This is a genomic window from Ruegeria sp. BB1 (genome assembly GCF_056539465.1).
The window spans coordinates 1-15945 of sequence record NZ_JBQFVB010000009.1 but is presented as its reverse complement, the minus strand read 5'-3'; the positions used below and the strand labels follow the sequence as shown (position 1 = coordinate 15945).

Genomic DNA, 15945 nt, shown 5'->3' with positions numbered 1-15945 from the left:
GCCTAACCGTTCACCTTATCCAGCATTTCCGCATGCAGTTCAGGCGTTGCGGCCGAGATCACCCGACCATCCGAGTTCAGGTCGAGGGGCTTGCCATTCCAGTCGGTCATCACCCCGCCTGCGGCCTCAACAACGGCCAGAACAGGCAAGAAGTCATAAGGCTGCAAGTCATAATCAATCACTGCATCCACATGCCCAGCCGCCAGCAGGGCATGCGGGTAGCAGTCATAGGCGAACCGGCGGGTTTGCCCGGATTGCATCAGTTTTGCGAATAAAGACGGGTGATCGCGATAGATCTTGTCGCCTTCGTTCACAAACAGGATGGATTGATCCAACCGGGTCTTTTTTGACGTTGCGATGGCATTGCCATTCAGAGTCGCGCCCTGATCGGAAACGCCTACAAACACCTCATTCAACGCAGGCATACCGATCACTCCGATATCCGGCTTGCCATTAACCAGATGCCCCAGCAAGAAGCCGAACAGCGGATGCCCCGAAAGGAACGATCTTGTGCCATCAATCGGGTCAATGATCCAAACTTCACGACAATTCTGCCCGTCAAACCCGTGCTCTTCGCCAAAGATACCATGATCCGGGAAATGCTGCTCTAGGTAAGTGCGCACCTGGGTTTCAACACCTTTATCGGCCTGTGTAACCGGGCTTTCATCCGACTTGAACTCAACACCCAACCTACCGCGAAAATACCCTCGTGCCGCAGTATTGGCTATGTCGGCAACCGCCATCGCATGCGTTACCAGATCAGCCATTTCGGTATTTTGCGAGCTTGTTGGATTCAACATCCATTTCCGTCCTGTCTAGTGATGGATTGCGGGGCTAGGGTAGCAATAATTGGGAAAGGTCATGCGGGCTCTAACCGAATTACAATTAAGTTCGATCGCATTTCTTGAATTTGCATCAACGTCCAACATCTGCGCATAGCCGTGCCCCGTGGTGGTGCCCAGCTTCCTTTCGGGCGGTCGAGCTTCACCTTTAGAATCTCGGACATCTCCCGCTATTCCGACGCTCTGATAGCCCTCGGCACGCTGCATCACGTTGTGCAAGTCAACAATCCAATCCTGAAGTTCCAGGCTGTCGTCTTCTTGTAACATCAGATTCCGGCTTTTTGACATCATTCTTCCCTATAGTTCCACAAAAACATACAATTTCAACCCAATAATCCTGAAATTATTTGTTTTATGTGGGTTTTTAAGGGATATTGCACTCACCCTTTTGGCGATCCGGCAAGACTTCGCGTGATTATCGACGTCGCTCTCGTTGGCAATACCTCGAGATATTGATGGCGGTGGCAGACTGTCTGATGTCGCCAACGCGCCAGACGACCGCCAATCTGCTCGACAATCCTTAGGTTACAGAGACAAAGCTGGCAGACCTGAATGACTGCTCACACTCTGATCGCACCCCGCGCGCTTTGAAAAACTACAGGACAGACCCATGATCCAGAACAACCCAGCCCTCATCGATGCGATCCGCGACCGGTTTAACCATGTCGAAAGCTGCCCGTTTCAGGGCGAGCGTATTTTTTTCGAAAACGCAGGCGGTGCGCTGACATTGAAAACAGTCACCGAAACCTCGGCTTTTTATGCTGCGATCCCAGACAACCCCGGGCGCATCAACCCGGCGGGGCAGGGGACACAGAATGTGATCAACAAGGCCAAGGGTGACCTGGCGGTATTCATGAATGCCTCGGGCGGGCAGTTCTTTGCCGGTGAAAGCGGGACAGAGTTGCTGTTCCGGATGATCCGCACCGCCTGTCTGGCCACCCCCAAGGGGTCCAAGGTGATCGGGTCGTCCATAGAACACCCTGCCACCCGCAGCGCTGCGCACCGCTGGGCTGAGATTGCGGGACTGGACTACGTAATTGTGCCGCATAATGACGAAACCGGGCTGGTCACACCCGAGGATTACACTGCGCTGATGACACCCGATGTGGCGGTGGCAACAATCCTGCATGCCTCACCGGTGACAGGTATGGGAATGGATGTGGCGGCGATTTCCTCCGCGATCCGAGCGGTCGCACCGGATTGCATGATCATCGTCGATGGCATTCAGCACGCCGCCCACGGGCAACTGGATCTGGATGCCTACAATGTTGATGGCTATGCGATCTCGCCCTACAAGGTGTTTTCGCGCCATGGTTATGGCATTGCCTGGATTTCTGAAAAGCTAACCAACACCCCGCATGACATGCTGATCGACGCGCCTGCGACGGGCTGGGAATTCGGCACTCGTGACACTGGGTCTTATGCGACCGTCTCGGACGTGGTGTCCTATTTCGACTGGCTGGGCGGAGAGGTGTCGGACGAGACCGAGCCGCGCAAACGGATCGAGGCCGCTGGCCGTGCCATCCATGCCTATGAGACCCACCTGACCAACGCCGCCATTAATGGGACCGGAAATCTGCCTGGCCTGCGCGATATGGATCACGTCACGATTCTGGCCGGGGCTGACAATCCCGCGCGCGAAGGGTTGGTTTCAATCGTGGTCAAAAGGCATGCCTCGGAAGATGTTGTGGAGATATTGAATCAGCAAGGCATCCGCACCCACACCCGTAAGGATGACCACTATTCCGGCAACGTCCTAAAGCCACTGGGCCTGTCGGATTGCATCCGCATCTCGTTCTGCCACTACAACACCGAACAGGAAATCGCTCGTCTACTGGGTGCCATAAAGGTGCTGGGTCAGGACAACTAGCAGAGGGTTCAGTCAACCCTGATCAACAAGACTTCGGTCGCTCGACAGATATCAGAAGCCCTGCATCAGCATGTCTATGGCAACCGTGATCCGGTCGGCTTCCTCATTCAGGTTGGCGGTCTGAGATTTGAGAATTCCCACCGGAACCGCGGCCATGAATTGGGTGACCATGACAACCTGTTCGCCATGGATATCGAACACTGGATTAAGCCGGGTCGCGGGCTTTGGGGCCTTGGCCAATGGTATCAACGGGGCGACCACCCGCGTATTCAGGTCCCCAAGCAGATCGGTTTGCACATCCAGAAGATAGCCATCACCCGATGGATTCGGAAAAACATCGTATTTGGGCATCAGAATTGCCGGAAGCTGTCCAGCGGCAGGCCGTGTTGCTCAACATACGCGTTTGAGCTTTTGAGGGCTTCCGCGTTTTCTGCTTTCCACTGCTCGGCTTTGGCCTCGGCAACCGCTATACGAACACCTTCTTCGGCTGCGCGGGAAAGGTTGACCTTCAAAGCTTTGGCTTCGGACAACAATGCGCTGTCCAGCGAAAGGTTGGTTGGTCTGCGTGATTGGGCGTTCATCAGATATGCCTCCCTTCACCCTAAGATAGGTCCATTCTAAATGCGCGTCAATTATGCGCATGATTAATGCTGGCAACCTTTGGCGTCCGCTGCTGCCAATCCTATACAAAGGCAGATTTTTGCTACGCGTCGCCCGGGTGGCGAAAGGGCACAGCAGAATACACCGTTTTCTGCGATAACTGTGGTGGTATCTTCCCTTGATCTCGCACTAAAAAGGCCCGAAATACCAAGTTTTTTACAAGGGCAACATTATGCAGAGCGTTCTCATCACCGGGTCAGCCGGTTTTATTGGCTTTCATCTGAGCAAGCTTCTGCTGGCCCAAGGGTACCACGTAGTGGGGTTGGACTCTCTGAACGATTATTATGATGTGTCGTTGAAAAAGGCCCGCCACGACATGCTGGCGCGCGAACCCAATGGTAAGAATTTTTCGCCCGTCATCGGCAAGGTCGAAAATCCCGGCCTGATGATGGAGCTGTTCGGGGAACATGGTTTTGACTATGTCATTCACCTCGCTGCCCAAGCTGGGGTGCGCTATTCGATCGAGAATCCGCGCTCGTATCTGGAAAGCAATGTGATAGGGACTTTCGAAATTCTGGAAGCTGCGCGGGCGCATCCGCCAAAACACATGCTGTTGGCTTCGACTTCTTCGGCCTTTGGCGCCAATACCGAGATGCCCTATAAGGAAACCCAACGCGCCGATCATCAGATGTCGTTCTACGCGGCCACCAAGAAATCGACCGAAAGCATGGCCCATTCCTATGCGCATCTGTTCGATTTGCCGATCACCATGTTCCGGTTTTTCACCGTCTATGGCCCTTGGGGTCGCCCGGACATGGCGCTGTTCAAATTCACCAAAGCGATCCTCGAGGGCAATGCGATCGATGTCTATAATCACGGTGACATGAAACGCGACTTTACTTATGTCGAAGATTTGGTTGAGGCGATCCGCCTGCTGATGGACGCCGTCCCTGTGCGCCCCGCAGACGGCAATGTTCCAGAAGGGGACAGTTTGTCACCGGTCGCCCCCCATCGAGTGGTGAATATCGGCAACAATGATGCGGTACAGCTGACCGCGTTTATTGAAGCTATCGAAACGGCCACTGGCATCAAGGCGAATAAAAACATGATGCCAATGCAGCCCGGTGACGTGCCCGCAACTTGGGCCGATGCATCGCTGCTCAGGGAATTGACCGGTTATCAACCAAGGACTTCGATCGAAGATGGTGTGGCTGAGTTTGTTAAGTGGTACCGCGACTTTTATCGTCCCAACGCGGCTGGGACCGAAAGGTAAGATGGTTAGCCTTCAGGCCTAAAAGACTGGTGGCCGTCCTCTCAGTTTTGAGATTCGGCCTCTGAAGTTCTCAAGGGTAAAAACGCAAACCGTTCCAGTACCTGGAACGTAGTTCAAAACCTTTCCCACGGTGATTGTTCCACAGGGCGATTAGGTTGCGCATCTCTCAGTCCAACTGAACGGATGCCAATTTGAGCATCCAAAAAACACTTTAACCCGGTTGTCTTTTCGTCCGTTCCAACCTACTGACAACCTCACCTCGGGGTGCGTGGCCTGCCGCGCTGAGATGCCTTTGGCGAACCCGTAGAACCTGAACCGGCTAGAACCGGCGGAGGGAAAGGTAACGGTTTCATCCACCCTTGCCCTCTCGCCGCAATGGAGGATGACATGAAACATCTGATGATTGCTGCGGGACTTCTGAGCGCAACAGCGGCTGTCGCGGCCGACAAACCTCAGCTGACCGTTTACACCTATGACAGCTTTGTCTCGGACTGGGGTCCGGGCCCGAAAGTAGAAGAAGCTTTCGAAGCAGTATGCAACTGTGATCTGAACCTTGTGGGCGTCGAAGACGGCGCGGCGCTGTTGTCGCGTCTTCGGCTTGAGGGTGAAAACACGGACGCCGATGTGGTGCTTGGGCTGGATACCGGCCTGATCGCAGCGGCCAAGGAAACTGGCTTGTTTGCTCCCAACTCGGTCAGCGCCGATTATACCCTGCCGATTGAATGGTCAGATGACGTGTTCGCGCCTTATGACTGGGGCTATTTTGCTTTTGTCCATAACGCAGATGCGGCGGCACCTGCCAATTTCCGTGAACTGGCCGAGGGTGAAACCAAGATCATTATTCAAGACCCGCGCTCGTCCACTCCGGGTCTGGGGCTGCTGTTGTGGGTCAAAGCGTCTTATGGAGACGAAGCCCCCGAAATCTGGGCCGGGCTTGCCGACAATATCGTGACCGTGACCAAAGGTTGGTCCGAGGCGTATGGCCTGTTTCTTGAGGGTGAGGCGGACATGGTGCTCAGCTACACCACATCGCCTGCTTATCACTTGATCGCCGAGGATGACGCCAGCAAAGCAGCGGCCGCCTTTGACGAAGGGCACTACATGCAGGTTGAAGTTGCGGCGAAGCTGGCCGGTACCGATCAGCCCGAACTGGCGGATCAATTTCTGGAATTCATGGTCTCGGACACCTTCCAGCAGATCATCCCGACCACCAACTGGATGTATCCGGCAGTGACCCCTGCGGCTGGCCTGCCCGAAGGGTTTGACACGTTGATCACGCCTGAGAAATCCTTGCTGTATACCCCGGATGAAGCCGCCGCCGTGCGGGATCAGGCGCTTGCGGAATGGCTGGGCGCGCTCAGCCAGTAAGCCCTTGGCCGGGTGTTGGCGCAGCGGCACTGGTTGCTGCGCTGATATTGGGCACATTGGCCGCGGTAGCCCTGCGCGCTGATACAGCGGGTGGGTTGGGTCCGGCCGATTGGGCGGCGCTGCGCTTTACGCTGGTTCAGGCGGTGTTGTCTGCGCTGTTCAGTGCCGGGCTGGCTATTCCGGTCGCCCGGGCACTGGCGCGGCGTCGGTTTCGTGGACGGTCTGCACTGATCGCCCTATTGGGCGCCCCCTTTATCCTGCCGGTCATCGTCGCGATCCTTGGGTTGTTGCAGGTTTTCGGACGTGCAGGCTGGATTTCAGATTTTTTAGGTCTGTTTGGTTTGCCGCCGCTGCCCATCTATGGGTTGCACGGGGTGGTTCTAGCCCATGTATTTTTCAACCTGCCACTTGCCACGCGGCTGATCCTGCAGGCGTGGCAGGAAATTCCGGCAGAAAGATTTCGGTTGGCCGCGCAATTGGGGTGCGACGGCTTTGCCATGTTCCGTCTGATCGAAATGCCAATGTTAAGGCGCATTCTGCCAAGTGTTCTGGCCGTAATCTTTGCGATTTGCCTGACTAGCTTTGCAGTCGCGTTGACTCTTGGCGGAGGGCCCCGCGCAACGACACTTGAACTCGCGATCTATCAATCCTTTACCTACGATTTCGACCTTGGCCGCGCGGCGTTGCTTTCTGCGGTGCAACTGGCCTTGACCGCTGCTGCCGCGCTAGCTGCTTTGAAGTTTTCGCGTGGTGACGGGTTCGGCGCTGGATTGGATCGCGCGATACAACGATGGGATGGCGGCGCGCCCGCAATTGATGTGTGCTGGATCGGGCTCGCGGCAGCGTTTCTTCTTCTTCCTTTGGCGGCAGTGTTGATCTCTGGCCTGTCCGGGTTGTTCGAGATGCCTGCCTTGGTGTTCCGTGCGGCGGTGATATCGGTTCTGGTTGCCACTGCCAGCACGGTTGTTTTGTTGATGTTAGCACTGCCGATGGCCATGGCCGTTGCAACCGGTCGTCACGGGATTGTTGAGCTTAGCGGTATTCTGGGGCTGGCGGCTTCACCGTTGGTGATTGGCACCGGGCTGTTTATTCTGATCCGCCCCATCGCTAATCCAGTAACACTGGCATTGCCGGTAACCGCGCTGGTGAATGCCGTCATGGCCTTGCCCTTCGCGCTACGCATTCTGGTGCCGGCGGCCCGCGACGTGGTGGCGCGACACGGACGGCTTGCCCTGTCGCTGGACATGGACAAGAAAACACTCTTTTCCCGCGTCCTGTTGCCGCGCATGCGCCCACAGATCCGCTTTGCCACGGGTTTGTCAGCCGCGCTGTCGATGGGAGATCTGGGAGTTATTGCCCTGTTCGCCGATCCACAGATCGCGACCTTGCCCTTGCAGATCTATCGATTGATGGGGGCGTATCAGATGCAAGCGGCGGCCGGGGCAGCTCTGTTGCTGTTGTTACTGTCGATGGGGGCATTCTGGCTTTTGGATCGCGGAGGGCGGTTGCATGCTGAAACTTAAAGGCTGCGTAATCGAGAACGGAAAATTTTCGTTGCGTGCTGATTTTGCCGTCGAGACCGGTGCCAGTGTAGCCATTATTGGGCCGTCTGGCGCGGGAAAGTCGACACTGCTTGAGGCGATTGCCGGGTTTCGTGACCTCAAACAGGGAAAGATATTCTGGGACGGAGACCTTATATCCAACCGCGCCCCTGGCAAGCGCCCTTTGGCGATGCTGTTTCAGGATGGCAACCTATTCCCACATCTGACGGTCGAACAGAATATCGCTTTGGGCTTGCGCCCGAACGGGCGGTTGACGGTTGATGAGCGATCTCAGGTCCAAACCGCACTAGATCGGGTTGCCTTGCCGGGTCTGGGTGATCGCAAGCCAGCCGAACTGTCTGGAGGTCAGCAAAGCCGGGTCGCATTAGCCCGGGTTCTTGTGCAGCGCCGTCAGATGTTGCTGCTGGACGAACCGTTTGCGGCGCTGGGGCCGGCACTGAAGGCTGAAATGCTTGATCTTGTGGCTGGGTTGCTGGCGGAAACCGGAACGACCCTGCTTATGGTCAGCCACGACCCGCAGGACGCGCGCCGCATTACCGGCCAGACGGTTCTTGTGTCTAACGAGCAGGCACATTCTCCTGCGCCGACCCGGGACCTTTTGGACAATCCACCGCCCAGCCTGCGCGACTATTTGGGGTAGGGACATTGGATGGAAACCTGCGAAAGGAAGCTCGCAGCCCGGCGCGTAGTTGAAAGGTTTCTGCACGCCGGACTGACAGGGAGGGACCTTATTTCCGGTTGTGGAAAATGAATCCGAGGAAGTTCAGCAGCAATTGCGCCGCAAGAATCTGTGTACTTTCGGTCTGGTCATAGGCAGGGGCGACCTCAACCAGATCAATGCCAACCACATTACCGCGTTTACTGAGCCCCTGAACTATTTCCAGGACATCATAGTACTGGAACCCGCCATGGCTGGGTGTCCCTGTTCCGGGCGCAATCGACGGGCAGAACGCGTCGATATCTATGGTGACGTAATAACGCGCACCTTCGGGGATACGATCCAAAACGCCCTCAGTTCCCAGTTTACGCACCTGTCGTACCGATAGGATATCTGAACCCCGCGCCCGCGCGTCGTCATAACCTTCTTTCGCGGTTGAGGACACGTTGCGGATGCCCAGTTGGGTCATGCCCGAGACATAGTCTTTTTCGATTGCCCGACGCATGGGGTTGCCGTGACCATCGGTGACGCCTTTGCGTTCGTCAACAAAGTCCAGATGCGCATCGATCTGGATCACATGGATTGGTCCGTTCTTTGCGCAATCTTCTTCAAAGGCGCGGATGCACGGAATGTTGATCGAGTGATCTCCACCGATAGTAACCGGCAGAGCGCCCGCATCGAGGATTTTCTTCACACCGAATTCGATGTTGGCGTGGCTTTCCTCGGTCTTGGTATGGATGATGTCGGCATCGCCTAGATCGACGATGCGCACATCGCTGGCCAGATAGGTTGCGTCATCCTCGTGGTCATAGGCACCGGCGTGGCCAAAGCTGAACAGGGTTGATGCTTCGCGCACAGCGCGCGGCCCAAACCGGGCACCGGATCGAAACTGACACCCGAAATCGAAAGGCGCACCAAGGACGGCGACATCGGCGTCGATCTCATCCCAATTCTCGACATAAGGTTTTTTGCCAAAAGTCGCGATGCCGACAAAAGGCAGGTTCAGACGACCAGATTCATAGCCATGACCCGACATGATTTCTCCGTTTCTTATGGGTTATCGGTACGCCAATTCCGGCAGGAACAGCGCGATTTGAGGGAAAGCCATCAACAGCCCGGTCACAACCAAAAGGATGATCAGAAAGGGCGGCACGCCGCGGACCACCTCGACAAAGGGGCGGCGGAATACGGCGATGGCGGTGAACAGGTTGCAGCCAAAGGGTGGTGTGGCGGCTCCGATGGCGACTTGCAGTGTGATCAGAACGCCAACCAGTACCGGGTCTAACCCACTGGCCTTGATCATCGGTGCAAAGATCGGAACTAGGATCAGGATCACCACGATCGAGTCAACGAACATGCAGCCGAGGAAGAAGGCCACGTTGATCGCCAGCAACACCATAAGCGGGCTGGCTTGTTCCAGCCCCAGCGCTGCGATGATAGTCTGCGGCACTTGGGCAAAGCTAAGTGTCCAGCTAAAGGCGGCTCCGGCGGCAATCAGGATAAACACGACGGACGTGATGGCCCCTGTGGACAGGGCAATATCGAACAGGTCTCCGACCTTGATCGAGCGAAAGATCACAACCTCGAGGATGACAGCATAAAGCACGCAGATTGCCGCCGCTTCGGTGGGTGAGAATACGCCGCCATAGATGCCTCCGACGATGATCGCCGGAAATCCCATCGGCCAAAGGGCCTTGCGCAACGCGGTAAAGCGCTGTCCCCACCCCTCGCGAGGCAGAACTGGGATATCGTGACGGTAAGCGTACACCATGCAATAGGCCGAGAATAACACTACGATCAGCAACCCGGGCAAGATGCCTGCGATGAAAAGCTGCGAAATCGACGTCCCCGAGACTACGCCATAGATGATCATGCCGATGGATGGTGGGATCAGATAGGCCAGATCAGCGGCATTTACGATCAACCCGATCGAAAAGCTGTCGCTATAGCCCGATTTCAGCATCCGCGGCCGCATCGCACCGCCAATGGCCACCACCGTCGCCTGGGTCGACCCACACACAGCTCCGAACAAGGCGCAGGCCGAGGTGACGGAAATTGCCAGGCCGCCTTTGATATGGCCCATAAAACTCATCACAAGATCGATAAGCCGGTTGGCGGAATGTCCTCGCGTGATGATATCAGCGGCCAAAATGAACATCGGCACCGCGATCAGCGCAGCCGGCTTCACGCCCCCGATCATCTGCTGGATCAGGATTTGCATGTTCATTTCAGGGAAGTAGACGAGAAACCCCAGCACAGCCGCCGAAATCAAGGGCATTTTCATTGGAAAGCCTGCCAGCAGCAGGACGATCATTACAACCAGCATCAACTCGGTCATTTGTCCGCCTCCGCAGTATCTTGGAACTTCTTGATGGCCGAAGCAGTTTCCGGATCTTCATAGCTGTCAATTTCGAGGTACGAGACATAGACGTCCTCGTCAGCGAAGTTCAGGTTCCGGATCGCAGTCAGCAGGTATTGGAACGAGGCCAGTGCCAATCCGATCACCACCCAGACATAAGTCAGGTACAGCGGCAGCTGCAGCGCTGGGGTGATCCGCCCGCGCGAGGCGACTTTCTGCACATATTCAAACGCGTACCAGGCCAGCACACCCATCACGATGGCTGTGGTGGTGGCGATCACTACCATCAGGCCTTTGCGCAGTTTGACTGGCAGGGCGTCATAGATGGCTGACATTCGGATGTGGATGCCCTTACGCGTGGCGTAGCCCAGTCCCATGAAGGTGACGATCACAATTAGAAACTCGTTCAGCTCTTCCGAAAAATAGATGGATTGGTTGAACACATATCGCCCAAAGACATTGGCGATGGTGTTCACGGCCATCACGGTGATCCCCCAGCCCAGGATCCAGATTTCTGTCCGTCCGATAACGGCGTCAATCTTTCCCAACAAGCCGAAGGGAGTGGCAGTATTGCTTTGCATGGTTTCCCCCCTTTGAAAGCCCCCACGCGCAAGGCGCGTGAGGTAGTTTTGAGTGAGTGGGTGGGGAGGGATCAGTTGCCTGACAGTTCCGCCTGCAGCGCGTCCAGCAGTTCCTGACCACGGTCGCCTACCGTGTTGACATAGGCTGCGGAGGTGCCCGTGCTGCGCTCACGGAAGGCGTCACGCTCTTCTTCGCTCAGAACGACCAGGCCAATGTCAGGTTTGGCTTCTTTGATGATATCCAGACGTTTCTGATTGAAGTCGGTGACGACACCGTCAATAAAACCGGTCATGTCGGCCATAGTGTCACGTACCAGTTGCTGACGATCGGGGTTGAGGGTTTCAAACCAGTCCGAACCGGCAACGACGGTGGTGACAAGCTCTTGCTCACCGGCCCAGATCAGGTGGCTGGTGACCTCGTAGAACTTCATCTCTTCGATGGTCGGGATCGGATTGACCTGACCGTCAACTGCGCCGAGTTGCAGCGCGCCGAACACTTCGCCAAAAGGCAGCGGGGTCGGGCTGGCACCCATGTTTTTATAGGTCTCCAGCAGGATCGGCGACACCATTACCCGCATCTTGAAGTTGTCAAAGTCTTCGGGCGTGCGGATTTCGCGGTTGGTGGTCCAGACCTGCGGCCCTTCGGAATACATGGTCATAACTTCCAGACCACGCTGGCGGAAATCATCGTTCAGCGGACCGTAGATGGTTTCCGAGTTGCTGAGGATGTTCGAAATCGCGGCCGGATCGGATGGTAGTAAGTAGGGGAGCAGGAAAACCTGGCTTTCTGGCACCACGGTGCCAAGATTGCCAATCGATACGTTGGTGAACTGGATGACACCGTCGGCGGCCTGTTCAACCGTTTCGGTCGGCGTGCCCAGCGTGCCCATCGGATAGACGGTCACGGTCACTTCACCATTGGTGGCGGCTTCGATGCGCGATTTGAACTCTTGCGCGTAGGCATCCATGATCGAGCCCGGAATCTCTTCGATTGCGAACTTCCAATCCTCGGCCAAGGCGGCGAGAGGGGTCAGGCCCAGCAATGCTGCTGCGGCAGTTATCTTGAGGGGACGAGAGGTCAAGGTCATGTTGGTTTCTTCCCTGTTGCCTTATTGGGTTTGGTCTTCAGGGATCAGGACAGCATAGAAAATTACACAAAAAAATATCATCTTGTTTATGTTCACATGAGGTATTTTTATGTAAATAACACCACGACTCCCGAAAGGCGGATAAGCGTTGAAACTGCTCAGAAATACTCTGCTTGAAACCTTCGTGACCGTGGTCGAATGCGGCGGGTTTACGGATGCGCAATACGCATTGGGCATTACGCAATCGGCGATTAGCATCCGAATCCGAGATCTGGAAACGGCGCTTGGCTATCGGATTTGCGAACGCGGCCGTGGTGGGTTTCGCCTGACGGAACGGGGCGAAATCGCCTATCGTAAGGCCGGAGACATCTTGCGCAGCGCCCGCGATTTCGACGCTGAATTGCTGGAATTGCGTGGGACCACTACCGGAGATCTGCGGATTGGCACCATTGATGCGGTCAATACATTGGCAGAGCTCAATCTGGCACAGGTCCTTAAGCGGTTTCTCGACCGCCCCAACGAAGTGCAGCTAGAGGTGGTCGTCGCATCACCAACTGAGTTAACACAGAAGCTGATTACCGGTGATTTGCATGTTGCAATCGCCCCCTTCCGCAATCAGGTCCCAGAGCTGACATACACCGAACTGTGCCAGGAAGAGCATCGTTTGTACTGTGGGCAGGATCATCCCTTGTTTGACTTACCCGACGATCAGATTGATCTGGATGTAATCTCACAGCACCAAATTTGTCAGCGCTCCTACAACATTCTGGTGTCACCGGTGCTTCAGACTGCGCAGCCAAAAGCCACCGTGGCAAATATGGAAGCAATGGCGATGATGATTGAAACCGGCCACTTTTTGGGTCCGCTGCCGGTACACTTTATCAAAAACTGGGCCCACCGCGATCGACTCAGAGAGCTTGCGCCGGACAAGCTGAACTGGAACTCAACCTTTTACCTCGCAACACGGCCATCACTGGCCCATAGGAGGGCGGTTGAAATTCTGGTGCAAGACATCGTTAAATCCTGCAAGCGTGGTCAAGGGTCATAGCCGCTTAGGCATCGTCATCCACAAAGTAGATTTCGGCGAACGCTTTGGCGACGGCCTCAGTCGTCTCTTCTCGGCGGCGTTCGATGTGTTTTCGAATGGTATCGACTGCGATGCCTTCATCGCGGTCTGCAATATTTTGCATGATCATCAGGTGGCTGGGAATTTGGCTATTCGTCGTTTCAGCCCCACCATTCAAATACGCATTCTTTAGATCGATCAGGCGAACGAACCGGATGCGCGCATTGAGGTTCTCAAGAATACGCACAAGTTCCTGATTTTTGGACCCCTTGGCAATGTCCACATGGAATTGCTCATCCAACTCCAACAACCGTCGGGGGTCTTCGCACTGGTCATATTCCCTCAAAACCCCACGCAATGTTTCCACCAATGCGGCCAGCTGACTATCCGAGGATTTGCGAATAGCCAGCCTCACAGCTTCCGTCTCAACCGCGATCCGGGCCTCATACAAGGAAAGAATCTGAGAGGGGCTAAGCGGTCGGCAGAAAAATCCCCGCCTGGCCTGAAAGGTCAGGAACCCTTCGGCCACCAGCCGGTTCAGCGCTTCGCGTACAGGTGTCCGGCTGGTGCCAAAGCTTTTGGCCAGGGCAACCTCATTGATCTGGGATTCTGGTTTGAACTCAAAGTTCTCGGCCATCCTGCGCACAAGATCATAGACGCGACCAACACGATCTTCGGTTTTTGTCATCCGGTTTCCTCAAGTCAAAGATCAAGCTTGGGACTAACAGGTTTTTGCCGGGGTTTGAACTGAGTATTGACTGGTCGGCAATACTGTATAATCAATTGTCGACAATTAGAGTAAGCGACTCACGAAACGGAGGTTCATGTGTTGAAACCGGCAGAATCCATGCGGATGAACGGCGCGCAGGTCATCCTGAAGATGCTGGAGCTTCATGGTGTGCGCCATGTGTTTGGCCTGCCCGGTGAAACGACAATCGGCTGGTACAAGGAATGGCGCGAACACAGCGATATCGAGTTTGTTCTGACACGGGACGAACGTACTGCTTCTTATGCGGCCGAAGCTTATGCCAAGATCACGGGTCGACCTTGTGTTCTTGAGGCCCCAAGTCCCGGCATCACTCACTGCACACCTGGTATCACCGAGGCGTTTCTCAGCTCGGTTCCAGTGATATTCTTCAGCTCGGACATCCCGATTAATCAGGACAAGAAACATGGGCTGACGGGTATTGATCAAACCAGGCTTTACGACAGTATCTGCAAGGAAAGCTTTGTTCTGACCAACGTCAAGGACATCCCTTTCTTGCTTCGCCGCGCCTTCCGTGTGGCAACGTCGGGGCGTCCTGCGCCCGTTCATATCCGGGTGCCAATCAACATTTACGGCGAAGAGGCTGAGATCAATGACCTTTACGCCGAGCCCGAGTACAGCCATTACCCGGCTCATCGCCCGGTCGCGAATCACAGCAAAATCCGCGCGGCCATTGATATTCTGATCAAAGCGAAAAATCCGGCCATTGTCTGCGGTCAGGGGGGGCTGATCTCCAAAGCGTCGAACGTGGTTCTAGAGCTGGCGGAACTGCTGCAAATCCCGGTCGGCACCACCACGCCGGGCAAGGGTACCATTCCCGAAGATCACCCTCTGGCTCTACGTGTGATTGGTGGTCGGGGAGGTATGGAATATTCCAATCAGTACGTCCACGACGCCGACACGATCTTTTTCATCGGCTCAAACACCGACAGCGCCGCCACCGATCATTGGAAGCTGTATGGCGACCCAAACACAAAGACGTTCCTGCACTTGGACATCGCCGAAGCCCATATCGGTAACAATTTTCCGGTGCAGGTCGGCATGGTGGGCGATGCGCGCGCCAGTCTTGAATATATGGTTGAACTCATCCGGTCCGAACACCCCGACCTGGATCGGCCCAAGGTCGATCTGAACCCGGTCAAGAAGACCGCACTCGACAAGGTATTCAACTCCAACATCCCCATGCCCGAAGGCACGCTATCGCCTGTACGTCTGTCGCAAGTGCTGGACAAGATCATGCCCGATGATGCCGTGGTCACCTCAGAGCCGGGCGTCAGCGCGATCTACCCTTCGGCGCTGCTGACCTTCCGCAAACCCGGGCGGCGGTACATTACCAATTATTCGATGGGGGCTTTGGGATATTCGGTTCCGGCCTGTATCGGGGCCGCCTTTGCCAATGACGGACCGGTGATTTCATTCACCGGAGATGGGTCCTTTGGGTTTGTGATCGGAGATATGGAAACGCTCAAACGATCAGGCAGGAACGTGACTGTGATCCTGACACGCAACGATACATTTGGCTGGATTCGAGGTGAAGCGATCCTTCTTGACGATGTCGACGAACCTTGGAGCACCGATTTCGGTGCAGTCGACTATGTCAAAGTGGCAGAAGGCTTCGGATTCAAAACGGCTCGCATCACCTCAGAGGCTGATATCGAGCCGATCCTGTCGGACGCGATAGCCAACCCAGGGGCAAATTTCATCGAGATCATGGTGCCATCGCAAGACAAGATCATTCCGTTTGTTCCTAACTGGGTTCGTGCGGCCCGTGAAAAGAACCTTCCGTGTTTCTATTGAGGCTGGGCTATTGCATCTCTTTTGGCCGTTCCGTTCGGTGTGTTTTGGTTGTGTTAGTTGTGTTTTGTTTATGGTGCTTCTGATTGAGATGACTGAGTGAGGTTGGGTTGATGAG

15 protein-coding genes and 1 riboswitch are annotated in these 15945 nt (G+C 55.4%); of the genes, 7 read left to right on the top strand and 8 right to left on the bottom strand.

The features are described 5' to 3' along the window. Positions 1 to 2 precede the first annotated feature (2 nt). Entirely contained in the window at positions 3 to 800 is a 798-nt protein-coding gene (locus ACR0AL_RS16945; RefSeq protein ID WP_480663971.1) for an inositol monophosphatase family protein, read from the bottom strand. Between the two features lie 652 nt (positions 801 to 1452). Between ACR0AL_RS16945 and ACR0AL_RS16940 the strand changes: the two genes are divergently transcribed. Next, positions 1453 to 2712 (top strand): aminotransferase class V-fold PLP-dependent enzyme, encoded by a 1260-nt coding sequence (locus ACR0AL_RS16940; RefSeq protein ID WP_170351153.1) that lies wholly within the window; start codon positions 1453 to 1455, stop codon positions 2710 to 2712. Between the two features lie 51 nt (positions 2713 to 2763). On the opposite strand, the gene ACR0AL_RS16935 is transcribed toward ACR0AL_RS16940, so the two are convergent. Beyond that, positions 2764 to 3063, bottom strand: coding sequence for a CcdB family protein (locus tag ACR0AL_RS16935; RefSeq protein WP_170351152.1), 300 nt, complete (start codon positions 3061 to 3063; stop codon positions 2764 to 2766). Further along, on the bottom strand, positions 3063 to 3293 hold the full coding sequence (locus tag ACR0AL_RS16930; protein ID WP_170351151.1) for a type II toxin-antitoxin system CcdA family antitoxin: 231 nt from the start codon (positions 3291 to 3293) through the stop codon (positions 3063 to 3065). Before ACR0AL_RS16930 ends, ACR0AL_RS16935 begins: the two co-directional genes overlap by 1 nt. A gap of 251 nt (positions 3294 to 3544) precedes the next feature. Between ACR0AL_RS16930 and ACR0AL_RS16925 the strand changes: the two genes are divergently transcribed. The 4 genes from ACR0AL_RS16925 to ACR0AL_RS16910 all read left to right on the top strand — a co-directional run bounded on the left by ACR0AL_RS16925 (position 3545) and on the right by ACR0AL_RS16910 (position 8155). Continuing rightward, a complete protein-coding gene (locus tag ACR0AL_RS16925) occupies positions 3545 to 4585 on the top strand; it encodes a GDP-mannose 4,6-dehydratase (protein WP_480663969.1) in 1041 nt (346 codons plus the stop codon). 250 nt (positions 4586 to 4835) lie between these two features. Then, positions 4836 to 4940, top strand: a riboswitch (TPP riboswitch). A 32-nt stretch (positions 4941 to 4972) separates the two neighbouring features. Continuing rightward, positions 4973 to 5953, top strand: coding sequence for a thiamine ABC transporter substrate binding subunit (gene thiB / locus ACR0AL_RS16920; protein ID WP_170362649.1), 981 nt, complete (start codon positions 4973 to 4975; stop codon positions 5951 to 5953). Next, a complete protein-coding gene (locus ACR0AL_RS16915; protein WP_480663967.1) occupies positions 5929 to 7476 on the top strand; it encodes an ABC transporter permease family protein in 1548 nt (515 codons plus the stop codon). Before thiB ends, ACR0AL_RS16915 begins: the two co-directional genes overlap by 25 nt. Continuing rightward, positions 7463 to 8155, top strand: coding sequence for a thiamine ABC transporter ATP-binding protein (locus ACR0AL_RS16910; protein ID WP_480663966.1), 693 nt, complete (start codon positions 7463 to 7465; stop codon positions 8153 to 8155). The genes ACR0AL_RS16915 and ACR0AL_RS16910 overlap by 14 nt, the downstream gene beginning before the upstream one ends. An 88-nt stretch (positions 8156 to 8243) precedes the next feature. Here the strand turns inward: ACR0AL_RS16910 and speB are convergent, their stop codons facing one another. The 4 genes from speB to ACR0AL_RS16890 form a co-directional block, all read right to left on the bottom strand. Beyond that, complete coding sequence (gene speB, locus ACR0AL_RS16905; protein ID WP_480663963.1) at positions 8244 to 9209, bottom strand: agmatinase; 966 nt, start codon at positions 9207 to 9209, stop codon at positions 8244 to 8246. Between the two features lie 21 nt (positions 9210 to 9230). Further along, a complete protein-coding gene (locus ACR0AL_RS16900; protein ID WP_170351145.1) occupies positions 9231 to 10511 on the bottom strand; it encodes a TRAP transporter large permease in 1281 nt (426 codons plus the stop codon). Continuing rightward, complete coding sequence (locus ACR0AL_RS16895; RefSeq protein ID WP_480663961.1) at positions 10508 to 11113, bottom strand: TRAP transporter small permease; 606 nt, start codon at positions 11111 to 11113, stop codon at positions 10508 to 10510. Before ACR0AL_RS16895 ends, ACR0AL_RS16900 begins: the two co-directional genes overlap by 4 nt. A gap of 71 nt (positions 11114 to 11184) precedes the next feature. After that, positions 11185 to 12201 (bottom strand): TRAP transporter substrate-binding protein, encoded by a 1017-nt coding sequence (locus ACR0AL_RS16890; RefSeq protein WP_480663959.1) that lies wholly within the window; start codon positions 12199 to 12201, stop codon positions 11185 to 11187. 148 nt (positions 12202 to 12349) lie between these two features. Here ACR0AL_RS16890 and ACR0AL_RS16885 point away from each other — a divergent pair, with 148 nt between their 5' ends. Further along, positions 12350 to 13249: a LysR family transcriptional regulator gene (locus tag ACR0AL_RS16885; RefSeq protein WP_170351142.1), complete on the top strand. Its 900-nt coding sequence runs from the start codon at positions 12350 to 12352 to the stop codon at positions 13247 to 13249. Between the two features lie 4 nt (positions 13250 to 13253). Here the strand turns inward: ACR0AL_RS16885 and ACR0AL_RS16880 are convergent, their stop codons facing one another. Next, entirely contained in the window at positions 13254 to 13955 is a 702-nt protein-coding gene (locus tag ACR0AL_RS16880) for a GntR family transcriptional regulator (RefSeq protein ID WP_170351141.1), read from the bottom strand. Between the two features lie 138 nt (positions 13956 to 14093). On the opposite strand from ACR0AL_RS16880, the gene ACR0AL_RS16875 reads away from it, so the two are divergent. Continuing rightward, positions 14094 to 15830, top strand: coding sequence for a thiamine pyrophosphate-binding protein (locus tag ACR0AL_RS16875; RefSeq protein WP_226689497.1), 1737 nt, complete (start codon positions 14094 to 14096; stop codon positions 15828 to 15830). Positions 15831 to 15945: the final 115 nt, after the last annotated feature.

Coding starts and splice junctions, on each gene's coding strand:
- ACR0AL_RS16945 (WP_480663971.1), bottom strand. CDS start 800: ATGTTGAATCCAACAAGCTCGCAAAATACCGAAATGGCTGATCTGGTA.
- ACR0AL_RS16940 (WP_170351153.1), top strand. CDS start 1,453: ATGATCCAGAACAACCCAGCCCTCATCGATGCGATCCGCGACCGGTTT.
- ACR0AL_RS16935 (WP_170351152.1), bottom strand. CDS start 3,063: ATGCCCAAATACGATGTTTTTCCGAATCCATCGGGTGATGGCTATCTT.
- ACR0AL_RS16930 (WP_170351151.1), bottom strand. CDS start 3,293: ATGAACGCCCAATCACGCAGACCAACCAACCTTTCGCTGGACAGCGCA.
- ACR0AL_RS16925 (WP_480663969.1), top strand. CDS start 3,545: ATGCAGAGCGTTCTCATCACCGGGTCAGCCGGTTTTATTGGCTTTCAT.
- thiB (WP_170362649.1), top strand. CDS start 4,973: ATGAAACATCTGATGATTGCTGCGGGACTTCTGAGCGCAACAGCGGCT.
- ACR0AL_RS16915 (WP_480663967.1), top strand. CDS start 5,929: ATGGCTGGGCGCGCTCAGCCAGTAAGCCCTTGGCCGGGTGTTGGCGCA.
- ACR0AL_RS16910 (WP_480663966.1), top strand. CDS start 7,463: ATGCTGAAACTTAAAGGCTGCGTAATCGAGAACGGAAAATTTTCGTTG.
- speB (WP_480663963.1), bottom strand. CDS start 9,209: ATGTCGGGTCATGGCTATGAATCTGGTCGTCTGAACCTGCCTTTTGTC.
- ACR0AL_RS16900 (WP_170351145.1), bottom strand. CDS start 10,511: ATGACCGAGTTGATGCTGGTTGTAATGATCGTCCTGCTGCTGGCAGGC.
- ACR0AL_RS16895 (WP_480663961.1), bottom strand. CDS start 11,113: ATGCAAAGCAATACTGCCACTCCCTTCGGCTTGTTGGGAAAGATTGAC.
- ACR0AL_RS16890 (WP_480663959.1), bottom strand. CDS start 12,201: ATGACCTTGACCTCTCGTCCCCTCAAGATAACTGCCGCAGCAGCATTG.
- ACR0AL_RS16880 (WP_170351141.1), bottom strand. CDS start 13,955: ATGACAAAAACCGAAGATCGTGTTGGTCGCGTCTATGATCTTGTGCGC.